This window comes from Enterococcus sp. (assembly GCF_032555305.1).
Taxonomy (GTDB): domain Bacteria; phylum Bacillota; class Bacilli; order Lactobacillales; family Enterococcaceae; genus Enterococcus_A.
In genome coordinates this window covers 1-22,031 of the sequence record NZ_JAWGOQ010000012.1, presented here as the reverse complement: position 1 = coordinate 22,031, position 22,031 = coordinate 1, and the positions used below count along the sequence as shown (strand labels likewise).

18 protein-coding genes are annotated in these 22,031 nt (G+C 41.7%); 7 read left to right on the top strand and 11 right to left on the bottom strand.

What is annotated here, in order from left to right:
- Positions 1–77 precede the first annotated feature (77 nt).
- The 4 genes from uxaC to E6139_RS10295 form a co-directional block, all read right to left on the bottom strand.
- The gene (gene uxaC, locus E6139_RS10310) at positions 78–1,466 is read right to left on the bottom strand and encodes a glucuronate isomerase (RefSeq protein WP_316402986.1); all 1,389 of its coding nucleotides are present in this window, start codon (positions 1,464–1,466) and stop codon (positions 78–80) included.
- A gap of 40 nt (positions 1,467–1,506) precedes the next feature.
- A complete protein-coding gene (locus tag E6139_RS10305) occupies positions 1,507–3,006 on the bottom strand; it encodes an altronate dehydratase family protein (protein WP_316402985.1) in 1,500 nt (499 codons plus the stop codon).
- Positions 2,999–4,426 carry a tagaturonate reductase gene (locus E6139_RS10300; protein ID WP_316402984.1) on the bottom strand — a complete coding sequence of 476 codons (1,428 nt, stop codon included), beginning with the start codon at positions 4,424–4,426 and terminating at the stop codon, positions 2,999–3,001. Before E6139_RS10300 ends, E6139_RS10305 begins: the two co-directional genes overlap by 8 nt.
- A gap of 125 nt (positions 4,427–4,551) precedes the next feature.
- Positions 4,552–5,571 carry a LacI family DNA-binding transcriptional regulator gene (locus tag E6139_RS10295; RefSeq protein ID WP_316402983.1) on the bottom strand — a complete coding sequence of 340 codons (1,020 nt, stop codon included), beginning with the start codon at positions 5,569–5,571 and terminating at the stop codon, positions 4,552–4,554.
- A gap of 215 nt (positions 5,572–5,786) precedes the next feature.
- Here E6139_RS10295 and E6139_RS10290 point away from each other — a divergent pair, with 215 nt between their 5' ends.
- From E6139_RS10290 to E6139_RS10260, 7 genes are all read left to right on the top strand, one after another.
- Positions 5,787–7,130: a glycoside hydrolase family 28 protein gene (locus E6139_RS10290; protein ID WP_316402982.1), complete on the top strand. Its 1,344-nt coding sequence runs from the start codon at positions 5,787–5,789 to the stop codon at positions 7,128–7,130.
- A gap of 55 nt (positions 7,131–7,185) precedes the next feature.
- Positions 7,186–8,913 (top strand): sensor histidine kinase, encoded by a 1,728-nt coding sequence (locus E6139_RS10285; protein WP_316402981.1) that lies wholly within the window; start codon positions 7,186–7,188, stop codon positions 8,911–8,913.
- Positions 8,910–10,355 (top strand): response regulator, encoded by a 1,446-nt coding sequence (locus E6139_RS10280; RefSeq protein ID WP_316402980.1) that lies wholly within the window; start codon positions 8,910–8,912, stop codon positions 10,353–10,355. The genes E6139_RS10285 and E6139_RS10280 overlap by 4 nt, the downstream gene beginning before the upstream one ends.
- A gap of 261 nt (positions 10,356–10,616) precedes the next feature.
- A complete protein-coding gene (locus E6139_RS10275) occupies positions 10,617–11,528 on the top strand; it encodes a sugar ABC transporter permease (protein ID WP_316402979.1) in 912 nt (303 codons plus the stop codon).
- A gap of 2 nt (positions 11,529–11,530) precedes the next feature.
- On the top strand, positions 11,531–12,367 hold the full coding sequence (locus tag E6139_RS10270) for a carbohydrate ABC transporter permease (RefSeq protein WP_316402978.1): 837 nt from the start codon (positions 11,531–11,533) through the stop codon (positions 12,365–12,367).
- Between the two features lie 28 nt (positions 12,368–12,395).
- Positions 12,396–13,724 (top strand): ABC transporter substrate-binding protein, encoded by a 1,329-nt coding sequence (locus E6139_RS10265; RefSeq protein WP_316402977.1) that lies wholly within the window; start codon positions 12,396–12,398, stop codon positions 13,722–13,724.
- Positions 13,725–13,813: 89 nt separating this feature from the next.
- Complete coding sequence (locus tag E6139_RS10260; protein WP_316402976.1) at positions 13,814–14,902, top strand: glycoside hydrolase family 105 protein; 1,089 nt, start codon at positions 13,814–13,816, stop codon at positions 14,900–14,902.
- Between the two features lie 300 nt (positions 14,903–15,202).
- On the opposite strand, the gene E6139_RS10255 is transcribed toward E6139_RS10260, so the two are convergent.
- From E6139_RS10255 to E6139_RS10225, 7 genes are all read right to left on the bottom strand, one after another.
- Positions 15,203–15,991, bottom strand: a complete 789-nt coding sequence (locus E6139_RS10255; RefSeq protein ID WP_316402975.1) for a gluconate 5-dehydrogenase — start codon at positions 15,989–15,991, stop codon at positions 15,203–15,205.
- A gap of 38 nt (positions 15,992–16,029) precedes the next feature.
- Positions 16,030–16,869 (bottom strand): 5-dehydro-4-deoxy-D-glucuronate isomerase, encoded by an 840-nt coding sequence (kduI, locus tag E6139_RS10250; RefSeq protein ID WP_316402974.1) that lies wholly within the window; start codon positions 16,867–16,869, stop codon positions 16,030–16,032.
- A 66-nt stretch (positions 16,870–16,935) separates the two neighbouring features.
- Entirely contained in the window at positions 16,936–17,946 is a 1,011-nt protein-coding gene (locus E6139_RS10245) for a sugar kinase (protein WP_316402973.1), read from the bottom strand.
- Between the two features lie 53 nt (positions 17,947–17,999).
- Positions 18,000–18,647 (bottom strand): bifunctional 4-hydroxy-2-oxoglutarate aldolase/2-dehydro-3-deoxy-phosphogluconate aldolase, encoded by a 648-nt coding sequence (locus tag E6139_RS10240; RefSeq protein ID WP_316402972.1) that lies wholly within the window; start codon positions 18,645–18,647, stop codon positions 18,000–18,002.
- 216 nt (positions 18,648–18,863) lie between these two features.
- A complete protein-coding gene (locus tag E6139_RS10235) occupies positions 18,864–19,622 on the bottom strand; it encodes an IclR family transcriptional regulator (RefSeq protein ID WP_316402971.1) in 759 nt (252 codons plus the stop codon).
- Between the two features lie 144 nt (positions 19,623–19,766).
- Positions 19,767–20,876, bottom strand: a complete 1,110-nt coding sequence (locus E6139_RS10230; protein WP_316402970.1) for a sn-glycerol-3-phosphate ABC transporter ATP-binding protein UgpC — start codon at positions 20,874–20,876, stop codon at positions 19,767–19,769.
- Positions 20,877–20,986: 110 nt separating this feature from the next.
- Complete coding sequence (locus E6139_RS10225; RefSeq protein ID WP_316402969.1) at positions 20,987–21,841, bottom strand: helix-turn-helix domain-containing protein; 855 nt, start codon at positions 21,839–21,841, stop codon at positions 20,987–20,989.
- Positions 21,842–22,031: the final 190 nt, after the last annotated feature.

Here is a 22,031-nt window from a genome sequence, read left to right as displayed (position 1 = left end):
CGCTAACGATCACAACTTTAGCAACTCATTGGTAACCTGTCAGTTTTATACGCATCCCTTCCAACGACTACGGAAAATTAGAATTTGAAATAGGCTTCAGCATTTGTATAGCTGATTGCTTCAACCAATTCCCCTAACAAAGCTTCGTCCTCGGGCGCCTCTCCACGCTCGACAATCTCTCCGATAAATTCACAGAGAACACGTCGAAAATATTCATGTCGTGTGTATGACAAAAAACTGCGAGAATCTGTTAACATCCCAACGAAATTGTGCAGAACACTGCCGTTTGCGAATTGAGTAAGCTGTTGACGCATGCCATCGCGGGTGTCGTTATACCACCAACCAGAACCCAGCTGCATTTTTCCTTTGATATCCTTTTGGAAACAACCAATTAAAGCGGTTAACGCGGGATAATCATTTGGGTTTAAGGAGTAAAGAATTGTTTTTGGTAACTGATTTGTCGATTCTGCTCGATTTAACAGTTTTTGCAGCGGGATCGTAATCGATAAATCATTGATGCCATCATAGCCTGTATCTGGCCCCAACTGATCAAACATCGGTTGATTGCAATTACGGTAGGCATGAATGTGGAGCTGCATTGTCCAATCGTATTGATGGTAAAAATGAATCAAACGAATCAGCGTTTCTGTACGATAGGCATCAATTTCCTCGAGTGATAAGGCCTGTCCCTGACAAGCTTTTTGGAAAATAGTCTCTAAGGTTGTGGTATCTGCTTCTTTGTAGCGAAGAATATCTAATGCATGATCAGACAGACGTCCGCCGAGTGAATGAAAGTAATCGATTCGGCTACCAAGAGCAGCGATCAGCTCCTCATAGGTAGAAATATCTGAGCCCGTGCTTTCAGCCAACTGTTTTATCCAAGTTGAAAAATCCTTTTGATCAATGTTTAAGGCTTTATCTGGACGAAAAGACGGTAGAACTTTAAAGGCCTGTTCCTCTTCTGCCAGCAGTTGGTGGAAGCTTAGGTCATCTGTCGGATCATCGGTTGTACAGATAACTTTTACATTGGCATTTTTAATCATTTCACGTCGCTTAAAGCTAGTACCAGTGATTTTTTTGTTTGCCTGTTCCCAGATCGTTTTCGCGGTTTCTTCATTTACTGCCAGATCAATCCCAAAGAACCGCTTTAGCTCAAGATGCGTCCAAGTATACAAAGGATTTCCGATTGTTTTCGGCACAGTCTGACACCAGGCTAGAAACTTTTCATAATCTGACGCATCGCCGGTGATATGTGATTCTGGAATACCGCAGGCACGCATTAAGCGCCATTTATAGTGATCGCCTTTTAGCCAAGCCTCTGTAATTGAGGTAAACGACTGGTTTTCATAGATCTCCTGTGGATCTAAATGACAGTGATAGTCAATAATCGGCATTTGAGCGGCATGATCGTGAAATAGTTTTTTTGCCCAATCTGTCGAGAGCAAGAAATCATCATTTAAAAACATTTATCTTCCTTCTTTCTTAAAGAGTTAATGGTGTTCGGATCTAAAGCGTGACGCCTGTTTTAAAGATGGCGACTTCACGGACATCGTTTTCTTCATTTCTCGTTGGCTCGCCACTGGCTACAGCAATCACTTTTTGGATGATTTGCTCTAAGACTGTCTCCATCGACTGCTCTAATAAAGTGCCAGCGTTAAAATCCATCCAGTGGCCCTTGCGCTCAAAAATGGAACTGTTAGTCGCCACTTTAACAGTCGGAACATAAGCGCCAAACGGCGTACCTCGACCAGTGGTAAACAAAACTAAATGACAATCTGAGGAAGCCAGGGCAGAGGCGGCAACCAAATCGTTACCTGGTGCCTGCAGGAGACTCAATCCTTGCTTTTTGAGCTTTTCGCCATAACTTAAGACGTCTACAACGGGAGCGGTTCCGGCTTTTTGGGTACAGCCTAAGGATTTATCCTCTAATGTAGTAATACCTCCATCTTTATTTCCAGGAGAGGGATTCTCGTAGACAGGTTCTCCAAAATTTAAAAAATATTGCTTGAAATCATTGATCAGATGAACAATTCCCTCGAAAACAGCTTCATCTTCAGCACGAGCCATCAGCATTTGCTCTGCGCCGAACATTTCTGGTACTTCGGTTAGAATGGTGCTTCCGCCTTGTGCGATCAAGAAATCAGAGAAGGCACCTAACAGCGGATTCGCTGTGATGCCGGAAAACCCATCCGAACCGCCGCATTTCAACCCTACATTTAATTCTGCTAGGGGGATTTCTGTCCGATGATCCACTTTTGCAGCAACATAGAGCTCTTCTAGTAAAGCGACCCCAGATTCGACTTCATCATAAACATCTTGGGCGATCAAAAACTTCACACGTTCAGGATCATATTCCCCAAGCTTTTCTTTGAAGGCCTCGACAGTATTATTTTCACAGCCCAGACCAAAAACGAGTACGCCGCCTGCGTTTGGGTGTTTGACAGCATCTATTAGAACTTCACGAGTATTCTCGTGATCGGTTCCCAATTGTGAACAGCCATAGGGATGCTTCAAAATCGTGATATTGTCAAACGGACCCAAATCGGGATGATTTGCGGCAAAACGCTTCAGCATCAGCTCCGCCATACCGTTAACACAGCCTACGGTAGGCACAATAAACAAATCGTTTCGAATGCCGACCTTTCCATTGAGCCGGCGGTAGCCTTTAAATGTGAGCGCTTGTTTTGGATAGTGAACCTGATGGATATCGGGTGTGTACGTATAGTCCAGTTCACCAGATAAATTTGTTTTTACATTGTGCGTATGCAGCCATTCGCCAGCTGCCGCAGTGGAAAGCATATGACCGATTGGGTAGCCGTATTTTATGACATCCTGCTTTTCCTTCATTGGCTGTAGGGCAATCTTGTGTCCCTGAGGAATGTCTTGTTCAGCAGTTACCTGGATATCATCGACCTCGATAGTTTCACCTGCGCTTATCGGTTGGAGAGCGACTGCGACGGTGTCTCTTGGATTCAATTTCAATACTGCTGCTTTTGTTTCAATCATGGGGCAATCCTCCATTATTTAGATTTTGAATCAGGGCTCTTGCCCCGTGCTTTTCAATCATTGCACAATTCGTTTCTACCTGTGAGACCAGCCCCGGAACAGTTGTAAGATCTTGACCCCATAACGTTTCTTGACTCAAAATTGATGAAACGGCAGTTTCCGGTTGGTTCCAGGCTGACTGAATGACCGAAATAACTTCTGCGTCATCCTGGGGTGTGATCCGATCTCCGCGATAGCTTAGAATTAAAGCAGCGAGAGCAGCAGTCATATAGGACGGTAACGTTTGCATTTTTTTAACGTATTGAAGGAACACTGGAAGCAGACGTGCTTGGAATTTAGAGACACTATTTAACGAAATCGCCGACAGCTGGTGATTGGCAAAGGGATTCAGGAATCGTTCTTTGATTTGCTCTGAGTATTCCACGAGTTCTTCTTCTGGAAGCGACAGGACAGGGATCAGTTCATCCTTAAACAGATTATCGACAAAGCGTTGAAAATCCTTATCTGTCATGACAGACTCAACAGTATCCAACTCGGCGAGCATCGCTAAGGGAACCATCGCTGTATGGGGACCATTCAATAGGTGAACCTTCCGTTCGCGATAGGGGGTCATATCGCTTGTAACGATAACATTCAGGCCAGCCTTTTCAAGAGGCAGGCTGTCTTTCAGTTTTTCCGGTCCTTCAATGACCCAAAGGAGGAAGGGCTCAGCTTTGACCATCAGCTTATCCATATACCCGTGTTTTTCATTTAGCTCTTCCGCCGTTTCGCGCGGGTAGCCCGGCACAATTCTGTCAACCAGACTGCAGCAAAAGGTATTTTTCGTTTTCAACCAATCAATAAAGTCATCACCTAGTTGCCAATCGTTAGCATAGGTCAAAACGATCTCTCTTAAGCGCTCACCATTTCGATCGATTAGTTCACAGGGGATAATGGTGAATCCGGTTTTGTTCAGTTGAAATCGTTTATATAACAGGGCGGTCAATTTAGCTGGAAAGCTTTGCTGTGGCGCGTTTTCCAGGGTGTCCTTTGGATTGTATTGGATTCCTGCTTCTGTTGTGTTGGAAATAATAAACTCAGCAGCATCATTTTCAGCTAGGGCAAGATAAGCCTCCCAATCTTCATAAGGATTGATTACGGTTTCAACAGAGGTAATAATCTCGGATTCATTAATAACCTCTCCATCCATCAGACCTTCAAGAATAACTGTGTAGAGATAATCTTGTTCCTTCATCAGGTTGCCCAAACCCTGAGAAAGCGGCTGGACAATAGCGGCCTTGCCGTTGAACAGGCGTTGCTTATTCATTTGCTGAAGCTGCCAGTCAATGAAGGCTCTCATGAAATTGCCTTCGCCAAATTGAATGACCTTCGTCGGGAGTGTTTGATCTTTTTCTGCGATTGCGGCTGATAATTGGTTCATTGTTTAACATCCTTTCTTTTTATGCACACGTGAACATTTTTATTAATAAAAGTAGGACATCCTACTGAGATGAATGTCCAAACATTAAAAACTAAACGAATTGGCAGCACCTCTTTAGCTTTTGCTTATTCTAAAGAAGCATTGTCTGAGGATAAAGTAGCGACTGATTTTCTGATTTCCAAGCGAGTAGGAACTTTGACTTGCTGATTGCTGATTGAATGACCAGCTATCAAGCTCAAAAGTAGTTCAGTACCTTGCTGACTGATTTTATAGATCGGCTTATGAACCGTAGTCAATGGCGGATTCAGATAGGCAACAAATGGGCTGTCATCGAAGCCGATAAAGGAGATGTCCCTTGGAATATGCAGGCCATTTTCTTCTGCTGCTCGAATGGCGCCTATAGCCATATCATCATTTGCACAGAACACCAAAGTTGGCAAATCAGTCAACGAGAGCATTTTCTTCATCTCCTGAAAACCGCCCTCAATGCTATAATCGCCCTCGAAAAAATAAGATTCGTTGATTGGTAAATGATGCTTATTCAAACTCCTCAGCAAGCCAGCTTTTCGTTCGCTGGCGGAACGAAAGCCTTCGATCCCGCCAATGTAGGCAATTTTTCTGTGACCTTGACTGATGGCGTAATCAATGGCCGTTTCTACACCAGCCGCATCATCTGCACTAATATTAACGATACTCTTATCTTCTAATTGTCGATTGAGTACGATGAAAGGGAGCTGCTGTTGCTTAAGATGATCAATGAAGTCTTGGTCACTGTCACTTTGGCTCATAACGATAATACCGTCATAACGTTGAAAATTTATGTGCTCTATATGCTGAATTTCATCGATGCCCTGTACAGAAAGACCATAGCTTTCATCTAGCTTAGAGTGGATTCCTTTGATGACATCAACAAGGAAACTGGAGCTTGTACCTTCAGCGATACTTGAGAAAAATAGACCAATCATATAATTTTTCTGATTGACTAAACTTTTTGCATTAAAGTTCGGTACGTAGTTCATTTGACTGGCTAGTTCTTGGATTTTTTTTCTCGTCGCTTCTTTAATGAGCGGACTGTCGTTCAAGGCTCTGGAAACCGTTGTATGGGATACTCCGGCCATTTTGGCAATATCTTTGATTGTAACCATGGTTCACCTCAAAATATTTTTGTTAACGTTAACATTATAGAATCCAGCGGATCTTTTGTCAATCATAAAAAAAATAAAAATGCTTTTATAGCAAGGATGCACACGTTAAACATTTTGTTAGAATTTGGAATAATCTATGATATGTTAGGAAGGAGAAAGATTTTGCTTCTATTAGTGAAAGCGATTTCTAAAGAAGCTATAATTAAGAGGAGGAAATGCGTTTGACAACTGTAACGATTCTTGATTTTGGAGCCGACTGCAACGAGCAATCGAACACACAACACATTCAAGCAGCCATTGATATAGCCAGCCGACTTGGAGGAGGAAAAGTGGTGGTCCCCGCTGGTCGTTATCGGACCGGTCCGCTGTTTTTGAAAAGCAATATCGAGCTGCATCTTTGTTCGGGAGCAGTTTTGAGCTTTTCGAATGATCCCGCTGATTATGCCGTAGTTACCTCACGCTGGGAAGGTGTCCAGCAGTCTGTCTATGCATCATGTATCTACGCAGAAGACGAAGAAAATATTTCAGTGACTGGTATGGGAACGCTAGATGGTCAAGGAGAAAAGTGGTGGCGGCTGTTTAGAGAAAAATCCCCTGAGCTCGCATATCCAAGACCTAAATTAATTAGTTTTCACAACTGCCGCAAAGTAAAGATTCAAAATATCAGTTTGGAGGCAGCTCCTAGCTGGACCATTCATCCTGTTAAATGTGAAAATGTCATGATTTCCGGAGTAACAATTACAAATCCGGCTGATTCTCCCAACACAGATGGGATTGATCCGGAATCCTGCAAAGGTGTGCACATTAGTGATTGTCACATCGATGTAGGGGATGACTGTATTGCGATAAAAGCAGGGACAGAAGAAACAAATGATCCAGGTTCTTGTGAAAACATTACCATTGCAAATTGTACAATGGTTCATGGGCATGGCGGTGTGGTGCTTGGTAGTGAAATGAGCGGCAGTATTCGAAATGTCGTTATTTCAAATTGCGTCTTCCAGAAAACGGATCGCGGCATCCGCATGAAAAGTCGCAGGGGCAGAGGAGGGACGATTGAGGATATTCGCGTCTGCAATCTGGTGATGGATCACGTTAACTGTCCTTTTATTCTAAACCTCTATTACTTCTGGGGTCCCAAGGGAAACGAGCAGCGTGTCTGGGATAAGAAGCCCTATCCGCTAGATGCGAGCACGCCTTATTTTAGAAGGATTCACTTTCAGAATATTACGGCGCGCAACGTTCATGCCTCAGCTGGCTTTTTGTACGGCTTGGCTGAGCAATTTTTGGAGGACATAACGTTTCATTGTATTGATATTTCAATGGCTGAAAAAGCTCTTCCCGCGATTCCTGCCATGATGGCAGGAATCGCGCCGACAGCAAAACAAGGCTTTTATACGGCTTTCAGTCGGAGAATTCTTTTTGAACGTGTATCAATTACCGGTCACGAAGGTCCTGCTTTTATTTTGGAGGGGACAGAGGCTGTAGAAATCAACGCCTGTCGAGGGGATCATGAGCCGATAACGGAAAAACAAATCAGTGAGACAAAGACGGTATATTAGTGCCCGCAAGAGTTAGTAAGTGAGAGGCAAATTTGAAAAAAGTGAGGGAGAGCGTATGGCAAAGAAAAAGGAACCTCAATCATTGAATCGAATCATTAACACCTTTTATATCTTTTTTCTAGCTCTGATCATAGTGTTCTCGATCCTTTTTTCTAGTCTGACGACTTCCAGAGAAGTGGCTAATACTACTTATGCAAACGTCGAAAATAGTCTAAAGGACAAACACGGTTCTTTAGATCGGACGTTTAACCAGCTGTTTGAACAGCTCGTTTACTTAAATAATAATCCTAATTTGCTTGAAGTCATCAATGATCAGAGCGGCTCATTGAAGCTTGCAGTAAACATGAATGCTAGTGTCAAGGATCTTTACTACCGCTTTCAGGATGTCCTTAGCTCAATTTACATCAACATTAACGATGGGGAGTTTTTCTTTAATGGAGGAACAATCAACCAACAGCTGGATGGGATTGATTACCACAATTTTTTTGAATTGAGTGATAAGGAGACAAAGTATTTTTGGTTAGATGCCCCGAAAAATCCTTTTTCGACCAAAGAAGAACCAGTGATTTCTTTAGGAAAAACGATAGGTGACGGAGAGGCGGATGCTAACGGCGTCATTGTCTTTAACTTAAAAAGCGAAATGATCAGTGAGCTCTTAGATGAGGGCTACGTCACGGAAAATGGTCGTTTATTTCTTATCAGCAGCAACAATGTCCCTTATCCTAGCACAACTAAGATACCTCAGGAGGTCTTCGCTTCAGATCAGGAAAAAATTACGGTCAATGGGACCGTGTATCATACCCTATCCAAGGAGTTCAGTTTAAATGGCTGGCAATTGAAGGCTGTTTTTCCTGACAAGGATCTACGAAGTGGACAGGGAGCGTATCTAAATCTGGCCGGAACGCTGATCTTATTTCTGTTTGCCGTGGGGACAGTGATGATGTTTGGAGTTGGGCGCTTTATCTCAAAACCGATCCAACAACTGGCTAAAAAAATAGAAGGAACAAGCATTACCGATAAGAATGGGGATTTGGCGCTGTCAGATCCTCGCTTTCAGGAGCTGTCGGTACTGTATCAAAGCTTTAATGCCATGATCAATCGAAATGAAAAGCTGTTGGACGAAAATGAGTATAACCTGGAGGAACGCAATCGCTTAGAAATTGAGCTGCTCCAATCTCAGATCAACCCGCATTTTTTATACAATACATTGTATTCGATCCAATCGTTAAGTGATATGAACATGAATGAAGATGCAGCGATGATGGCTCGTGCGTTAGCAGACTTTTACCGTCAGGGAATTAGTGACGAGAATGTCCTGGTATCGTTAAAGGATGAGCTAGAGCATGTGCAAAATTACTTGACGATCATGGACTATCGTTATGGTGATCGTTTTGATTATACGCTTCAGATTGATGCGGAGGATTGCTTAGAAGCAAAAATCCCTAAGATATCCTTACAGCCAATTGTTGAAAATTCAATCTATCATGGGTTGAAGCAGCTTTCTACTTTTGGGCATCTGGAGTTGTCTGTTCAGCGGATCAAAGAAGATGTGTTGATCACCATTAAAGACAATGGTACAGGAATTTCTCCGGAAAATATTCAGCAAATCAATCAAGAGCTGAATCAGCCAGCCGGAGTGGAACGAGAGCTTGTAGGCATCGGTCTACGAAGCGTGAACCTAAGAATTAAGCGCTATTTCGGGTCAGCCTATGGAGCCTGGATAGAAGCTAATGAGGCAGGCACCACGGTTAAAGTCGTGATACCAAAGGAGAGCAGATCATGAGAACATTATTGATTGTAGAAGACGAACAGATTATCAGAAAAGCCCTGTTGAATTTAGCTTGGGAAAGCATCGGAGTCGATCAGGTCATTGGCGCGAGCAATGGAGAAGAGGGGCTAAGGCAGGCGGCACTGCATCAGCCGGAAGTGATTGTTACCGATATTAATATGCCCTTAATGGATGGGATAGCCATGGCTAAAGAGCTGGTACAACGTGCGACCTGTCAAATCATTTTTTTAACCGGCTATAATGAGTTTGATTATGCGAAGGAAGCAATTAAGATCAAGGCCTTTGACTATATTCTTAAGCCAGTCGACAAGGAAGTACTAATCCCTCAAGTGGAGAATGCCTTCAGACTTGTAGAAGAGGATATTCTCAGCAAACATTCAGCCCAGGAATTTAAGCGGCAACACTTAGTTAATAAGCTGCTTTTTTCTTCCACGGAGGTTTCACTCCAAGAGATTCGTGCAGTGTTCTCATTAGAAGGCATGTATCAATGCATTCTTTCTTCCAGCGATTCAGAGGCAGAGCAGCTGAGGAGCCTGCTGCCTGATACAACGGTTGAACTAGATGATAACAGCTATTTGACCATTCTTTTAGCGAAGGATCAGTCGCAATTTTTCGCAAAATTAGAGACAATTCAGACCTTTTTAAGCCAGCATGGGGGAACGCTTGTCATCGGAACAGCGGCTACAGGTGCAGATTCCTTTAATCAAGTGCTGCTGCAAACAAAAGAAAAATTCGAGATGGTCAAACTGAATCAGGCGGGAATCTATCAGGCGGAGGAGATTACCGATGATGCGTTGGGGATCCCTCAAAGCTTGGCAGAGATGGAGGAGCACTTAACGAAATTAGTCAAAGAACAGAAATTTCATCAGCTGGAAAAACAGATTGAGGCATTGAAAAGGAATCCAGCTTTGGGATCTTATCCGATGAACATCGTACAACCGCTATTAGTCAAAGTTATTTTCCAGATCATCCATGAAGGAAAATTAGCTAATCAAGATTATTACAAAGCATACAATCAGCTGAAGGAATGCCGCAATTTGAATGAAGGGTTTCAGGTGATCGAGAGCCTCGTTCATGGATGGCAGTCTCGAATACATAGTCAAGCAAAAATTGAAACACCGATCTCAAAGGCTATTGCCTACGTGAATGAGCATTACGCGGATGAGGATTTATCTTTGCAGAAGGTAGCGGATTTTATCCATGTTTCGCACCCTTATTTAAGCAATCTTTTTAAGCTGGAAATCGGAAAAAAATATACCGAATATGTATTTGAAAGACGAATGGGGGCCGCCTATAGTTTATTAGAAACAACCGAGAACAGTATTACTGAAATTGCGATTCTAACCGGATTTAATAATTCCAATTATTTTTCTAGCTGCTTTAAAAAGTACAGCGGCTTTTCGCCTAAACAATTTAGAGAAAGGGTAAAAGGATAAGGGAGACCGGCGAGTCACTATCAAATGAAAACCAAGCGTTAAAATCAAGGAAATCCATGCTTTTTTACATGTAAAAGAATTGATTATCCCGTATACGAACACTGGAAGGTGGGCAGACAACTGTCTTACCTTCTTTTTTTGAGCATTTTTCTTGACATTTTTATACTTCTTAAAAATTTATACAATCATCTTAAAATAATGAATGTTTGCTGGAAGCGTTTTCTGGTATTTTGAATTTAGCAAAAGAGAAGGAGGAGAAAAATGGAGAAAGAAATGGTAGCGCCAAAAGTAAAGAAGAAAAAGAAGTTCATTAAAGCGCCGTATTTACTTTTATTACCTACATTGGTCATGATCACTGCCCTTTTGTTCTTTCCTATGGCAAGAATCTTTTATTATAGTTTCCAAAACTATGACATTTCAGCCCCATTTTATGATTCATTTGCTGGATTGGATAATTTTGTGAAGGTGTTTACAAAAGATGTTTATTTTATTCCCAGCTTAATCAACAGTTTAAAGTGGGTGGTCTCACAAGTAGCACTTCAACTAATATTGGGGATGGGGATCGCGCTGCTTTTAAACAAGAAATTCAAATTTAGAGGGCTGACTCGCGGATTTGTTTTTGTACCATGGGCAATTTCAGGCGTACTGACTTCAGTCATGTGGAGCTTGATGTACAACGAGCACATGGGGGTCTTTAATGATATTTTGATGAAGCTTGGTATTATTGATAATCCGCAGGCGTTTCTGGCTAGTACCAATAGTGCATTTATTTCCGTGGTAGTCGCAGAGCTGTGGCGAGGGATTCCCTTCTTCGCTGTAACAATTCTGGCTTCGTTGCAGAGTATTCCAGAAGAGCTTTACGAAGCTGCTTCGATGGATGGTTCAAATCGTTGGACATCATTTATCCATATTACGCTTCCTCAATTGAAGCGGACGATTGTATTGACGACATTATTAAGAACTGTTTGGGAGTTTAATAATGTGGATCTGATGTACAACTTAACGAATGGCGGTCCAGCAAACTCTACGATGACTTATGCGATGTATATCGCAAAGACAGCTGTACACGGAAGTGACTTTGGGTATGGCTCAGCATTGACAGTTGTAGCATTTCTGATTTTGACTGTGATTGCATTGATTTATTTAAAAATCTCTAAATTTGAGGAGGAGTAATCTTGTATACTAAACAGGGAAAATTAGATAAGACACTGACGTTTTATGTACCTCTGGCAATGATGCTGCTGTGGACACTGTTTCCGATCTACTGGACATTGAACACTGCATTAAAGCCAGAAGGAGACATTATTAAAACGCCGCTGCAATATCTGCCATCAAGCCCAACCTTTCAAAATTTTATCAACGCCTGGAATGATGTCGGCTTTGAAAAATATTTTACGAATAGTGTAGTCGTTGGCGTTGGAACGGTCGTTTTGACATTGGTCTTGTCGGTGTTGGCGGGTTACGCGTTGGCTCGCTATGAGTTCAAAGGAAAACGAATATTCATGTTGGTTCTATTAATGACTCAGTTCATTCCTCGTTCGATGTTGATTATTCCACTATTTGTCATGTTCAGTAATGTTGGAATGATCAGTAATCCAATTTCGTTGATGTTGGTCTACTCAGCTGTACAAATTCCATTTTCAGCTATTTTAATGAGCGGATTTATCTCGGGTATTCCGCCAGAATTAGAGGAAGCCGCTGCAATTGATGGTGCGACAAGAATGCAGGCAATTCGTCAAGTTATCGTTCCATTGCTATTACCCGGGGTGGTAGCGACTGGTATCAATATTTTCGTTTATGCCTGGAATGAATTTTTACTAGCTTTAATGCTCACGAATGCACAAAGCAAATTTACTTTACCAGTTGGGTTAAGCTTTATGATGGGTGAGTTTAATGTAAACTACGGAGCGTTAGCAGCAGGAAGCATTATTGCGTTGATTCCATCAGTAATTCTCTTCATGTTTGCACAGAAACATTTGGTAAATGGAATGGGCGGAGCAGTTAAAGGATAATCTGAATTGGGACTTAGGAGGAAAAGAGATGTCAAAAAGAGCGTTAAAACTTGTTAGTGCATTGGCTTTAGCGGGATTGTTTATTACTGGTTGTGGTTCTGGTGATGGTGCTAGTAAATCGAACGAGTCAAAAAGTGCGGATAACGGTGAAGAAGTAAATTTGATTTTCTGGGATGAGAATTCTGGACCTGATCGAACGCCCATTTGGGAAAAATTGATTGATGATTTTGAAAAGGAAAACCCAAATATCAAAGTAGAATATGTTGGGTTACCCAAAGACGAAGCAAAATCTAAACTTGACGCAGCGATTGCCGCAAAGGATACGCCGGATGTTGCTTCATTACAATCCAGCTGGCTGCCTGAATTTTCTATTCGTGGGGCACTGATGCCGCTAGACGATTATTTCAAAAAGTCGGATCTAAACGACTTAATTAATGAGGGCTCAATCAAATTTAATCGAGAAATCGTGCAAGATAACAAATTATATGGAATTCCTTATACACAAAATCTGGATATCCTTTGGATCAGAGAGGATGTCTTTGCTGAGAACAATTTAGATGCGCCAGAATCGTGGGATGATTTCTTTACAGATGTTGAAAAATTGACAAAAGATGACATGTACGGCTATACGATTCGTGGTGGTGCAGGCGGGTCGCTGCAATTGCAACGCTTGATGTATGCTTACTCCGGTATCACGGATTATGTGAATAAAAAAGGCAAATCAACAGTCAACGATCCGAAACATGTGGAATTTTTAGAGAAGTATTTCGCTCTTTATCAGAAGAATACACCTAAGAGTGACATTACAAATGGCTATAAAGAAATGGTGGCCGTGTTTGACACTGGAAAAGCAGCTGTCCTTCATCATAATATTGGTTCCTATGGAGAACATAGCAAGTCCTTAGAAGCCAATCAATTTGAAGCGGTGCCTTTGCCAAAATCAGAAGAGGGCAATTACGTTGCTGAAGGCGGCAATACGATCGGTATCTCAGCCTTTGCCAATTCTGAACACCCAGAGGAATCTTGGAAGCTGGTGGAATTCTTGAATTCCGCTACTAGCCAAAGCTACTGGAATGAAAAAATCGGGCAGATTCCAACGAACTCGGATGTTTTGAATGAAGACTGGATCAAAGACGCTCAGCATATCAAGGTAGCATTTGAAGTTTATGATGATCCTGATACTAAATTATATGAACCGCCATTCTACTTGCCGGATTACCGTTCTATCTTAGATAACAAAGTAGACCCTGGTATTCAGGCAGTCATGAGTGGTGAAAAAACAGTCAAAGCATTTTTAGATGAATGGGCTGAAGCCATCGAAGATTCAAAAGTGAAATACGACGAAGCAATGAAATAAACAATGACGAATAAATGCCGCCAAATAGATCAGACATTGTGTCTCTGGTTTGTTTAGCGGCTGTTCTTTTAAGAAAGGATGCTCAAAATATGTTGGACAAAGCAGAATTACTGGGATTGGCTGGAAAAGCCTGTGACACGCTAATGAGAACCTATACACCAGAAGAATTACCGCCGGGAGGTCATTTTCATTATCATCAGGGTGTATTTCTTGATGGGATGTACCGTTTATATAAACTGACGAAGGAAGAAAAATACTTAACCTATATAAAAGGCTATTACGACAGCTTGATTGATGAAGAGGGAAACCTCTATTTTGATCGCGATCAATTAGATTCTCTTCAGGTTGGATTGTTGCTATTTCCATTGTATGAAGAAACGAAGGAAGAGCGCTACCTGATCGTAGCAAAAAAACTTCTTCATATTGTATATGGCATCAATAAAACATCTGAGGGGGGATTCTGGCACAAGGATAAATACCCTTATCAGATGTGGTTGGATGGATTATATATGGCAGGGCCATTTTTACTGCAATGTGCCCGTTATTTCCAACTGCCTGATTTGGTTGCTCAAGTTGTCTATCAGGAAAGTCTGATGCGTAAAAATATGTACAATCCAGAGACGGGCTTGCTTTATCATGCTTGGGATGAAAAGAAGGTTCAACCGTGGGCAGATCCAGAGACCGGATGTTCACCTGAGATTTGGGGACGCTCAGCCGGCTGGTATGGCACAGCTTTAGTCGATATTTTGGAGCTGCTGCCAAGTAAGCACGCGGAACGGAAACAGTTAGAGGATAAGCTGACTGCCTATGTAGCTACGTTATTAAACTATCAGGACCCTAAAAGTTATTGCTGGTATCAAATCGTGGATAAGCCAGAGGAAAGCGACAATTGGTTGGAATCCTCCTGCAGTGCACTTTTCATCTATACAATCGCGAAAAGTATTCAGTTGCAGCTAGTCGATCCGACGAAACGAGCAGCTGTTCAAAATTCACTAGAAGGGTTAGTGAAAGAAATGGTTCATGTGAAGAATGATCAGTTATCGCTAACCGGAATCTGTATTGGAACATCGGCAGGGGAATACAGCTACTATGTCGAACGCCCGACATCAGAAAATGATTTACATGGTGTGGGAGCATTCATCTGGGCCGTGCTGGCCGTTTATGAGTTGATGGAGTAAGCCAACCAGACAAATGATCAGAGTCTCCAAAGGTTAGGTATTGAGCTAGCTTTTGGAGTTTTTTTTGTCAGTTATACCTTTTGCAGTTCATACAGTCTGATAGGAGAATACGCGCTTGTCACGATAATGAACAAGCCGTTTCGCAATGATAGATGCGGCACGTTTTCATCAGAAGGGCCCAAAAGAACTTTACAGTAAGCAGGAAAACGAGTACTTTTTTATGATGATGCAAACAAAGGGAGAGCCAAACACCAGCAGATGTTTGGCTCTCCCTTTTCCTGTTTCAGCTAGGGGGCTGATCTAAGGCTGCTTTCCGATATAGGCTAAAATACCGCCGTCAACGTATAGAACGTGTCCATTAACGAAATCAGATGCTTCTGACGCTAGAAAGACGGCTGGCCCTGCCAGATCTGTGGTAGTGCCCCAGCGATTCGCTGGCGTTCTTCCCAAAATGAAGCTATTAAATGGATGTCCATCCTCACGTAGCGGAGCTGTCTGAGGGGTTTCAATATAACCGGGTCCAATGCCGTTACATTGTATGTTGTACTGACCATACTCAGAGGCAATATTTTTCGTCAGCATTTTCAAGCCGCCCTTTGCGGCAGCATAAGCACTAACGGTTTCGCGACCAAGCTCGCTCATCATGGAACAGATGTTGATAATTTTGCCTGCTTTTTTCTCAATCATATCTGGCAGGACAGCTTTGGCCATAATGAATGGCGCGTTTAAGTCCACATCAATGACTTGACGGAAGTCTTCGGCGGACATATCAACCATCGGAATCCGCTTAATAATCCCCGCATTATTTACTAGAATATCAATGGAACCAATTTCTGCCTTGATCTTGGCAACCATTTCTTGAACCTGTTTCTCATCTGTTACATCGCAAACATAACCAGTCGCCTTGATCCCGGCTTTTTTGTAGTTTTCATTGCCTTTATCCACTGATTCCTGATTAATACTATTAAAAACAATTGTTGCGCCAGCTTCTGCTAATGAACTGGCAATTTCAAAGCCAATTCCGTAAACGCCGCCTGTAATCAATGCTACTTTGCCGTCCAATCGAAAATTATCCATACTAAATGTCATGATAAAACTCCTTCTCCTTTATTTTTTTGTCGCAATCCTTACTTCAGTTGATCCATCGGTACCATATCCATGTCAGTGTACGTAATATTTTCCCCACACATCGCCCAAATAAAGGAGTAATTACTTGTTCCTACTCCTGAATGAATGGACCAGCTTGGAGAAATAGCCGCTTGTTCGTTCTTCATCACTAAATGTTTGGTTTCATCTGGTTTGCCCATCATGTGGAAAATGCGCGTATCTTCTTCCATATCGAAATAAACATAGGCTTCCATTCGTCGTTCATGAGTATGACAAGGCATCGTATTCCAAGCACTGCCGGGCTCTAAAATGGTGTAGCCCATCTGCAGCTGACAGCTTTCACAGACATTTGGGTGAATATATTGATAAATTTTGCGCTCATTTAAGGTCAACGGTTCTCCGGTTTCCATCGGTTTGATTTGATCAATACTAATTTTCACATTGGGATATTTGTGATGCGCTGGAACCGAACTAACATAGAACTTCGCTGGATTGTCCGAGTCCTGGGAAGAGAAGATGACTTGACGTGTTTCTTTCCCGATGTAATAGCCGTCTTGTTTTTTCATTGCTTCTTTTTTTCCGTCAATTTCAATAAATCCAGGGCCGCCAATGTTAATCACGCCTAACTCGCGGCGTTCTAGAAAATAATCAACCCCCAGTTCTTTATTCAGAACAATCTCTAAAGGTTTTTCTGCAGGGGTAACGCCGCCGAAAATCATCCGATCGTTGTGAGTATAGGTTAAGGTGATTGTTCCCGGCTCAAAAACCTTTTCTACTAAAAATTCATCTCTTAATTGTTCTGTCGAATAGTGACGGACATCCTCAGGGCTATGGGTGTAGCGTGTTTCCATGTTTTGCATTGCTGGCTTCCTCCTTTTGTAGTGAACCAAAGTTAATAAAATCGTATTTTTGTAGCTTCTAAACGCTTAGCGGCTAATTTTTCCGGATCCAAGAGATAAAAAGGCTTCCACTTCTTCTTGACTAAACTGATTACAGTCGCCATGAACGGTATGCTTCAAGGCTGAGGCTGCTGTCGCGAAATTGACCACCTTTTGATACGAATCCTTCATTAAAAGTCCGTGGAGAATACCGCCAGCAAACGCATCGCCTCCGCCGACCCGATCAATAATCGGATCGATTAAATGACATTGAGATTCATAATAAGAACCCTCTGCCCATAATGTACCAGTCAGTTCGTTTACACTGGCCGAATGAACCGTCCGTTTTGTAGAATAAAAAACAGAAATATTAGGATAGGCTTCCTGCATCTTTTGATAATAATAAAGCGTTTCTGCTTTTTCCGACTCATCAGAATAAGCGGGGATACCTAGAAAATACTGGGCATCCAGGCTTCCTGCTGAACAATAATCGACATAAGGTAAAATATCTCGGATTGATTTTCCCGCTTCTTCGGGTGTCCATAATTTGCCACGGTAATTCACGTCAAAACTGATTTTACAGCCTGCTTTTTTAGCCGCTTGCATAAGCGTCAGTGTCAACTCTCTCCAGCGAGATGACAGAGCAGGGGTGATGCCAGATAAATGGAAAATATCTGTGTGCTGGAAAAACTCCTCCAGGTCCCATTCAATCCTGTCCATCACAGCAAAGCTTGAGCCTGCTCGGTCATAGACCACACTCGCTCCTCGCTCGCCGACACCAGCTTCAAGATAATAGGTTCCAAGTCTAGGACCTCCCATCAGAAGCTGAGAGGTATCAACACCGTAGCGATTCAAATGCTTTTTCACAGCTTGCCCAAGTTCGTTCGTGGGTACCTTACTAGCAAAAACAGCGTGATGACCATAGTTTGCTAATGAAATGGCAACGTTGGCTTCGCCGCCGCCATACTGAGCGGAAAAATGTTCTGACTGTGCGAGTCGTGTACCAGCTGCGGTTGAAAAACGCAGCATAATTTCCCCTAAAGTGACAACTTTCCCCATGATTAGCCTCCTTCATAATTTTATTAGTCTCTAATGAATAGTTGAGTGTAGGACTAGCTGCCTTTGATTTCATGGAACTTCGTCATGTAACGGGCAGCTACCTCGGTTACTTTTTCAAAATCGCCAGTTGCCGCAGGAGCTAACAAATTACCACCAACACCCACTGTAATGACGCCTGCTTCGAACCAATCGGCCATATTGTCTAGACTGACTCCGCCAGTCGGCATAATATTCAGCTGAGGTAGAGGGGCCTTAAAGGCTGGAATAATTGCTGGACCATAGGCACTACCTGGGAATAGTTTGATAATATCCACGCCACTCTTTAGCGCCTGTTTCATTTCTGTAATTGTCATACAGCCTGGCAAATACGGAATTTGATAGAGGTTGCAGATTTCCGCTGTTTCTTGATCAAAAGTAGGGCTGACAATATAGTCTGCTCCAGCCATGATCGCCAAGCGCGCAGTCACTGCATCTAAAACCGTACCAGCACCAACGACTACTTCTGGTGAGTCTCGATACGTCTCAGATAGTTCTCTGATAACTTCATCTGCCTGTGGAACAGTAAAGGTCAATTCAAGTCCATGCATACCGCCTTTTACAATTGCGTGACTAGCCTGTAAGGCTTCTTCCTTTGTTTTCCCGCGAACAACCGCTATAACGCCAGCCGTTTCTAATCGCTGAAGAATCTTCATTTTTTTCATGTTCGCCCTCATTTCTTATTTAGAAATTATATTTTATTATAAGGAAATTTATAGTTTCATTATACATGGAAAAGTTGAAATTGCAAACGGTTTAATGAAGAAAATCGCTTTTCTTTCTATTTTGTTTAGTCGAAAGAATGCTCAGGCATTTTAAACAGAAAAAAGCTGATTGAACATCTGTGTGTCCAATCAGCTAAGCAGGTTGCTTTCATTTATTTAGTTGTTTAAAAGCTGTTCCAGCTCTCTTTTTGTTTGGAGGATCGTTTGAATAATCAACTGCTTTTTCTCCTCGTTTAGACGATATTTAGGCATACTGACGCTAAACGCACCAATCGCCTGTCCGTCTTTTTCTAAAGAAGCACCGACACAAAAGATATCCAACTCGACCTCTTCATCATCAAAGGCAATCCCAGAATGTCGGATTTCCTTCAGTTCTTTTGCCAGCCGCAGAGGATTGGTGATCGTATTCTCTGTGTGAGGAACCAATGTATGCTCTGCCAGATATTGGTCAAAGGCTTCCTGAGAAAAGGTTGATAGGACAGCCTTTCCCATGGCAGAACTGTATAACGGGCGTGTGATACCAATCTTTGACGACATGCGAATCGTTTGGTGCTTCGCCTCTAGTTTGTTTATATAGAGAATTTCATTGTCGTTCAATATCCCTAAATGAATGGTTTCGTCAATCGTTTGCTGGAGCTTTTCCAGATAGGGTAGAGTGAGCTCTGCCAGATCTAATTGTTCAAGCCGCTGGTTGGCATAACGAATTAATTTTGAGCCTAGCCGATACGTCTTGTTCTCACTTTTTTTAACATAGCCAATTAAGACTAGAGTGTCTAATATTTTAATCGTTGTTGAAGGTGTCATCTGTGTACCAGCAGTAATTTCCTGAAGCGATTGATCAGGCTCCTCTGCCAAAAAATCCATGATTTTAGCTGCTTTTATGAGTACCGTTCCATAGGGTTTTGCTTCTGACATCTACCTCATCCTTTCTATATAGGAAATTATATACGATAAATAAGAAAAATCAACCGTGCAAATTTATCGAAGCATTCTTTTCATTCAACTAAAACAAAAAGACCACCCACTGGAAAATGGGCGGTCAGCATCGTTCGATTGGTTTTAAGGGAGTGTGATTGCTTCTTGCGAGTCACTATCAAAAAAGTGACTCTTATTTAAATCAAAGGCTAAATCAATTTTCTCGCCTGGTTGATGGAAATCACGGGCATCAACCCTTGAAACAAATTCTGTATCTCCAATTTTTGAGTAAAGCATGGTTTCTGCGCCAAGTAACTCGGAAACAACAATCTCTGCTCGTACAGTTGCCTCTGGTGTAGCATCAATGACAATTTGTTCGGTGTGAATATCTTCAGGTCGGATTCCGAATATCATTTCTTTGCCTTCGTATCCTTTTTCGACGAGGACCTTATTTTTCCCTTGTGGAATTTTTAGGTTCAGCCCATGCTCATTGGTGATGCAGCCATTGGATAGTCTGACTGTGAAGAAGTTCATTGCCGGCGAGCCGATAAAGCCTGCAACAAAGACATTCTTAGGCGTATTATAGACTTCCTGAGGCGATCCTATTTGTTGGATAAAACCATCCTTCATGATAACGATTCGATCTGCCATGGTCATGGCTTCGGTCTGATCATGGGTAACATAAATAGTTGTGGTATTCAAGCGTTGATGCAACTTAGCAATCTCTGCCCGCATGGCCACTCTGAGCTTCGCATCGAGATTGGACAAAGGTTCATCCATTAGAAATACTTGAGCATCTCTGACAATCGCTCTTCCTAAGGCAACACGCTGTCTTTGTCCACCAGACAAAGCAGAGGGTTTTCTGTCAAGGTATTCTGTCAAACCTAAAATACTAGCCGCATTCTCAACGCGTTTTTTGATATCTGCTTTATCAAATTTTCGAAGCTTAAGACCGAATGCCATATTATCGAACACAGTCATATGAGGATAGAGTGCGTAATTTTGGAAAACCATCGCAATATCTCTGTCTTTAGGTGCAACGTCATTCATTAGTTTGCCGTCAATCAGAAACTCACCTTCAGAAATATCCTCTAATCCAGCAATCATTCTTAATGTAGTAGATTTCCCACATCCTGATGGTCCAACAAATACAATAAACTCGCGATCCTTAATATGTAAATTAAAATCCGTGACCGAGTAATTCTCATTGTTCTCATATTTCTTGTGGATACCATTTAAAGCGATTTCAACCATTTTTTGTTCCCTCCTCGATTTGTTACTCAAACTATACATGATTGCGCTTTCTTGTCTCAACGTGAAACTATACAATAAAACCAATCATTTCTGTATAGATTGACGAACTCTTAATGATTGTGGAAATTCAAGATAAGGAGGTAGCTAAGAAATAGCGCATTCGCCTCTTTCAAATTCAGTCCTGTCTCAGAAGAAAATTTTTCAATTTTATATAAAAGTGTGTTTCTATGCATATACAAATCTTTTGAAGTAGAGCTGAGGTTTCCAAGATTGCTCCAAAGAACGGGAATAATGTCACACATCTCACTCTTCTTAATCCATCTAGAATAAAGTTCAGATAAAAGTACGCTTTCTTTTATGCTTTCATTTGAATAAAAAGACAAAGCAACACTGGAGATATCCTTGCATTTCAGGTTTGACGCAGTTTCCCAAAAGATTTTTTGTTCTTCAGAAAAACACTTAGCAAAATTTTTGCGGCTAGAATGAAATGCCCCTACAAATAATGTTGTTGAAACATTGAAATCCGTATCGAGAGCTAAGAACAATCCATCAAGATCATTCGTAGTCAAATAGTCCTGTGACTCTTTTTCAACGATGAAGGCGGTAGTCTCGGTTGTAAAAAAGAAGTCGGTGATATGTTGAAAAATCTGTTTGATTTCATCTATCCAAAGTTGTTTTAGTGGGAAATCTGAGGTGTTAAGATTTACTTGAATCACTCTGTAAGACCCTTCTTGGTGAATCGATTTGTTTTCAAATAGAAAGGCATACCAAGGGTGTTTTTCTTTATCAATTGCTTGTTTACCAAAGATGAGAGTTAAGAGGTCTTCTTCGCGTTGGGTTAAATCCTTTTTGGGTATCTGTATAAAACCAGCTTCTACTGGAATAAATAGATTGTCGGTGCTATTACTATTTGTGGTCTGTAAAGAAGATGAAGGGTACAAGGATTTAATCTCTTTATAGTTCATAAAAGCAGCTCCCTTTAAAATAGTTTTCATAACAATTCAATAAAATCAGAAATGTAGTTTACTCTGATTGAGGTAGATAAAGAAAGTTATCTAATGTCTACTGAATCATTGAATTTTATTGTAACCTCAGTGTTTCAGAGGGATTTCTAGTATAATAAGTGCAAGGGTCTTTTCGTGAAATTGACGAAAC

Coding starts and splice junctions, on each gene's coding strand:
- uxaC (WP_316402986.1), bottom strand. CDS start 1,466: ATGTTTTTAAATGATGATTTCTTGCTCTCGACAGATTGGGCAAAAAAA.
- E6139_RS10305 (WP_316402985.1), bottom strand. CDS start 3,006: ATGATTGAAACAAAAGCAGCAGTATTGAAATTGAATCCAAGAGACACC.
- E6139_RS10300 (WP_316402984.1), bottom strand. CDS start 4,426: ATGAACCAATTATCAGCCGCAATCGCAGAAAAAGATCAAACACTCCCG.
- E6139_RS10295 (WP_316402983.1), bottom strand. CDS start 5,571: ATGGTTACAATCAAAGATATTGCCAAAATGGCCGGAGTATCCCATACA.
- E6139_RS10290 (WP_316402982.1), top strand. CDS start 5,787: ATGCGTTTGACAACTGTAACGATTCTTGATTTTGGAGCCGACTGCAAC.
- E6139_RS10285 (WP_316402981.1), top strand. CDS start 7,186: ATGGCAAAGAAAAAGGAACCTCAATCATTGAATCGAATCATTAACACC.
- E6139_RS10280 (WP_316402980.1), top strand. CDS start 8,910: ATGAGAACATTATTGATTGTAGAAGACGAACAGATTATCAGAAAAGCC.
- E6139_RS10275 (WP_316402979.1), top strand. CDS start 10,617: ATGGAGAAAGAAATGGTAGCGCCAAAAGTAAAGAAGAAAAAGAAGTTC.
- E6139_RS10265 (WP_316402977.1), top strand. CDS start 12,396: ATGTCAAAAAGAGCGTTAAAACTTGTTAGTGCATTGGCTTTAGCGGGA.
- E6139_RS10260 (WP_316402976.1), top strand. CDS start 13,814: ATGTTGGACAAAGCAGAATTACTGGGATTGGCTGGAAAAGCCTGTGAC.
- E6139_RS10255 (WP_316402975.1), bottom strand. CDS start 15,991: ATGACATTTAGTATGGATAATTTTCGATTGGACGGCAAAGTAGCATTG.
- kduI (WP_316402974.1), bottom strand. CDS start 16,869: ATGCAAAACATGGAAACACGCTACACCCATAGCCCTGAGGATGTCCGT.
- E6139_RS10245 (WP_316402973.1), bottom strand. CDS start 17,946: ATGGGGAAAGTTGTCACTTTAGGGGAAATTATGCTGCGTTTTTCAACC.
- E6139_RS10240 (WP_316402972.1), bottom strand. CDS start 18,647: ATGAAAAAAATGAAGATTCTTCAGCGATTAGAAACGGCTGGCGTTATA.
- E6139_RS10235 (WP_316402971.1), bottom strand. CDS start 19,622: ATGTCAGAAGCAAAACCCTATGGAACGGTACTCATAAAAGCAGCTAAA.
- E6139_RS10230 (WP_316402970.1), bottom strand. CDS start 20,876: ATGGTTGAAATCGCTTTAAATGGTATCCACAAGAAATATGAGAACAAT.
- E6139_RS10225 (WP_316402969.1), bottom strand. CDS start 21,841: ATGAACTATAAAGAGATTAAATCCTTGTACCCTTCATCTTCTTTACAG.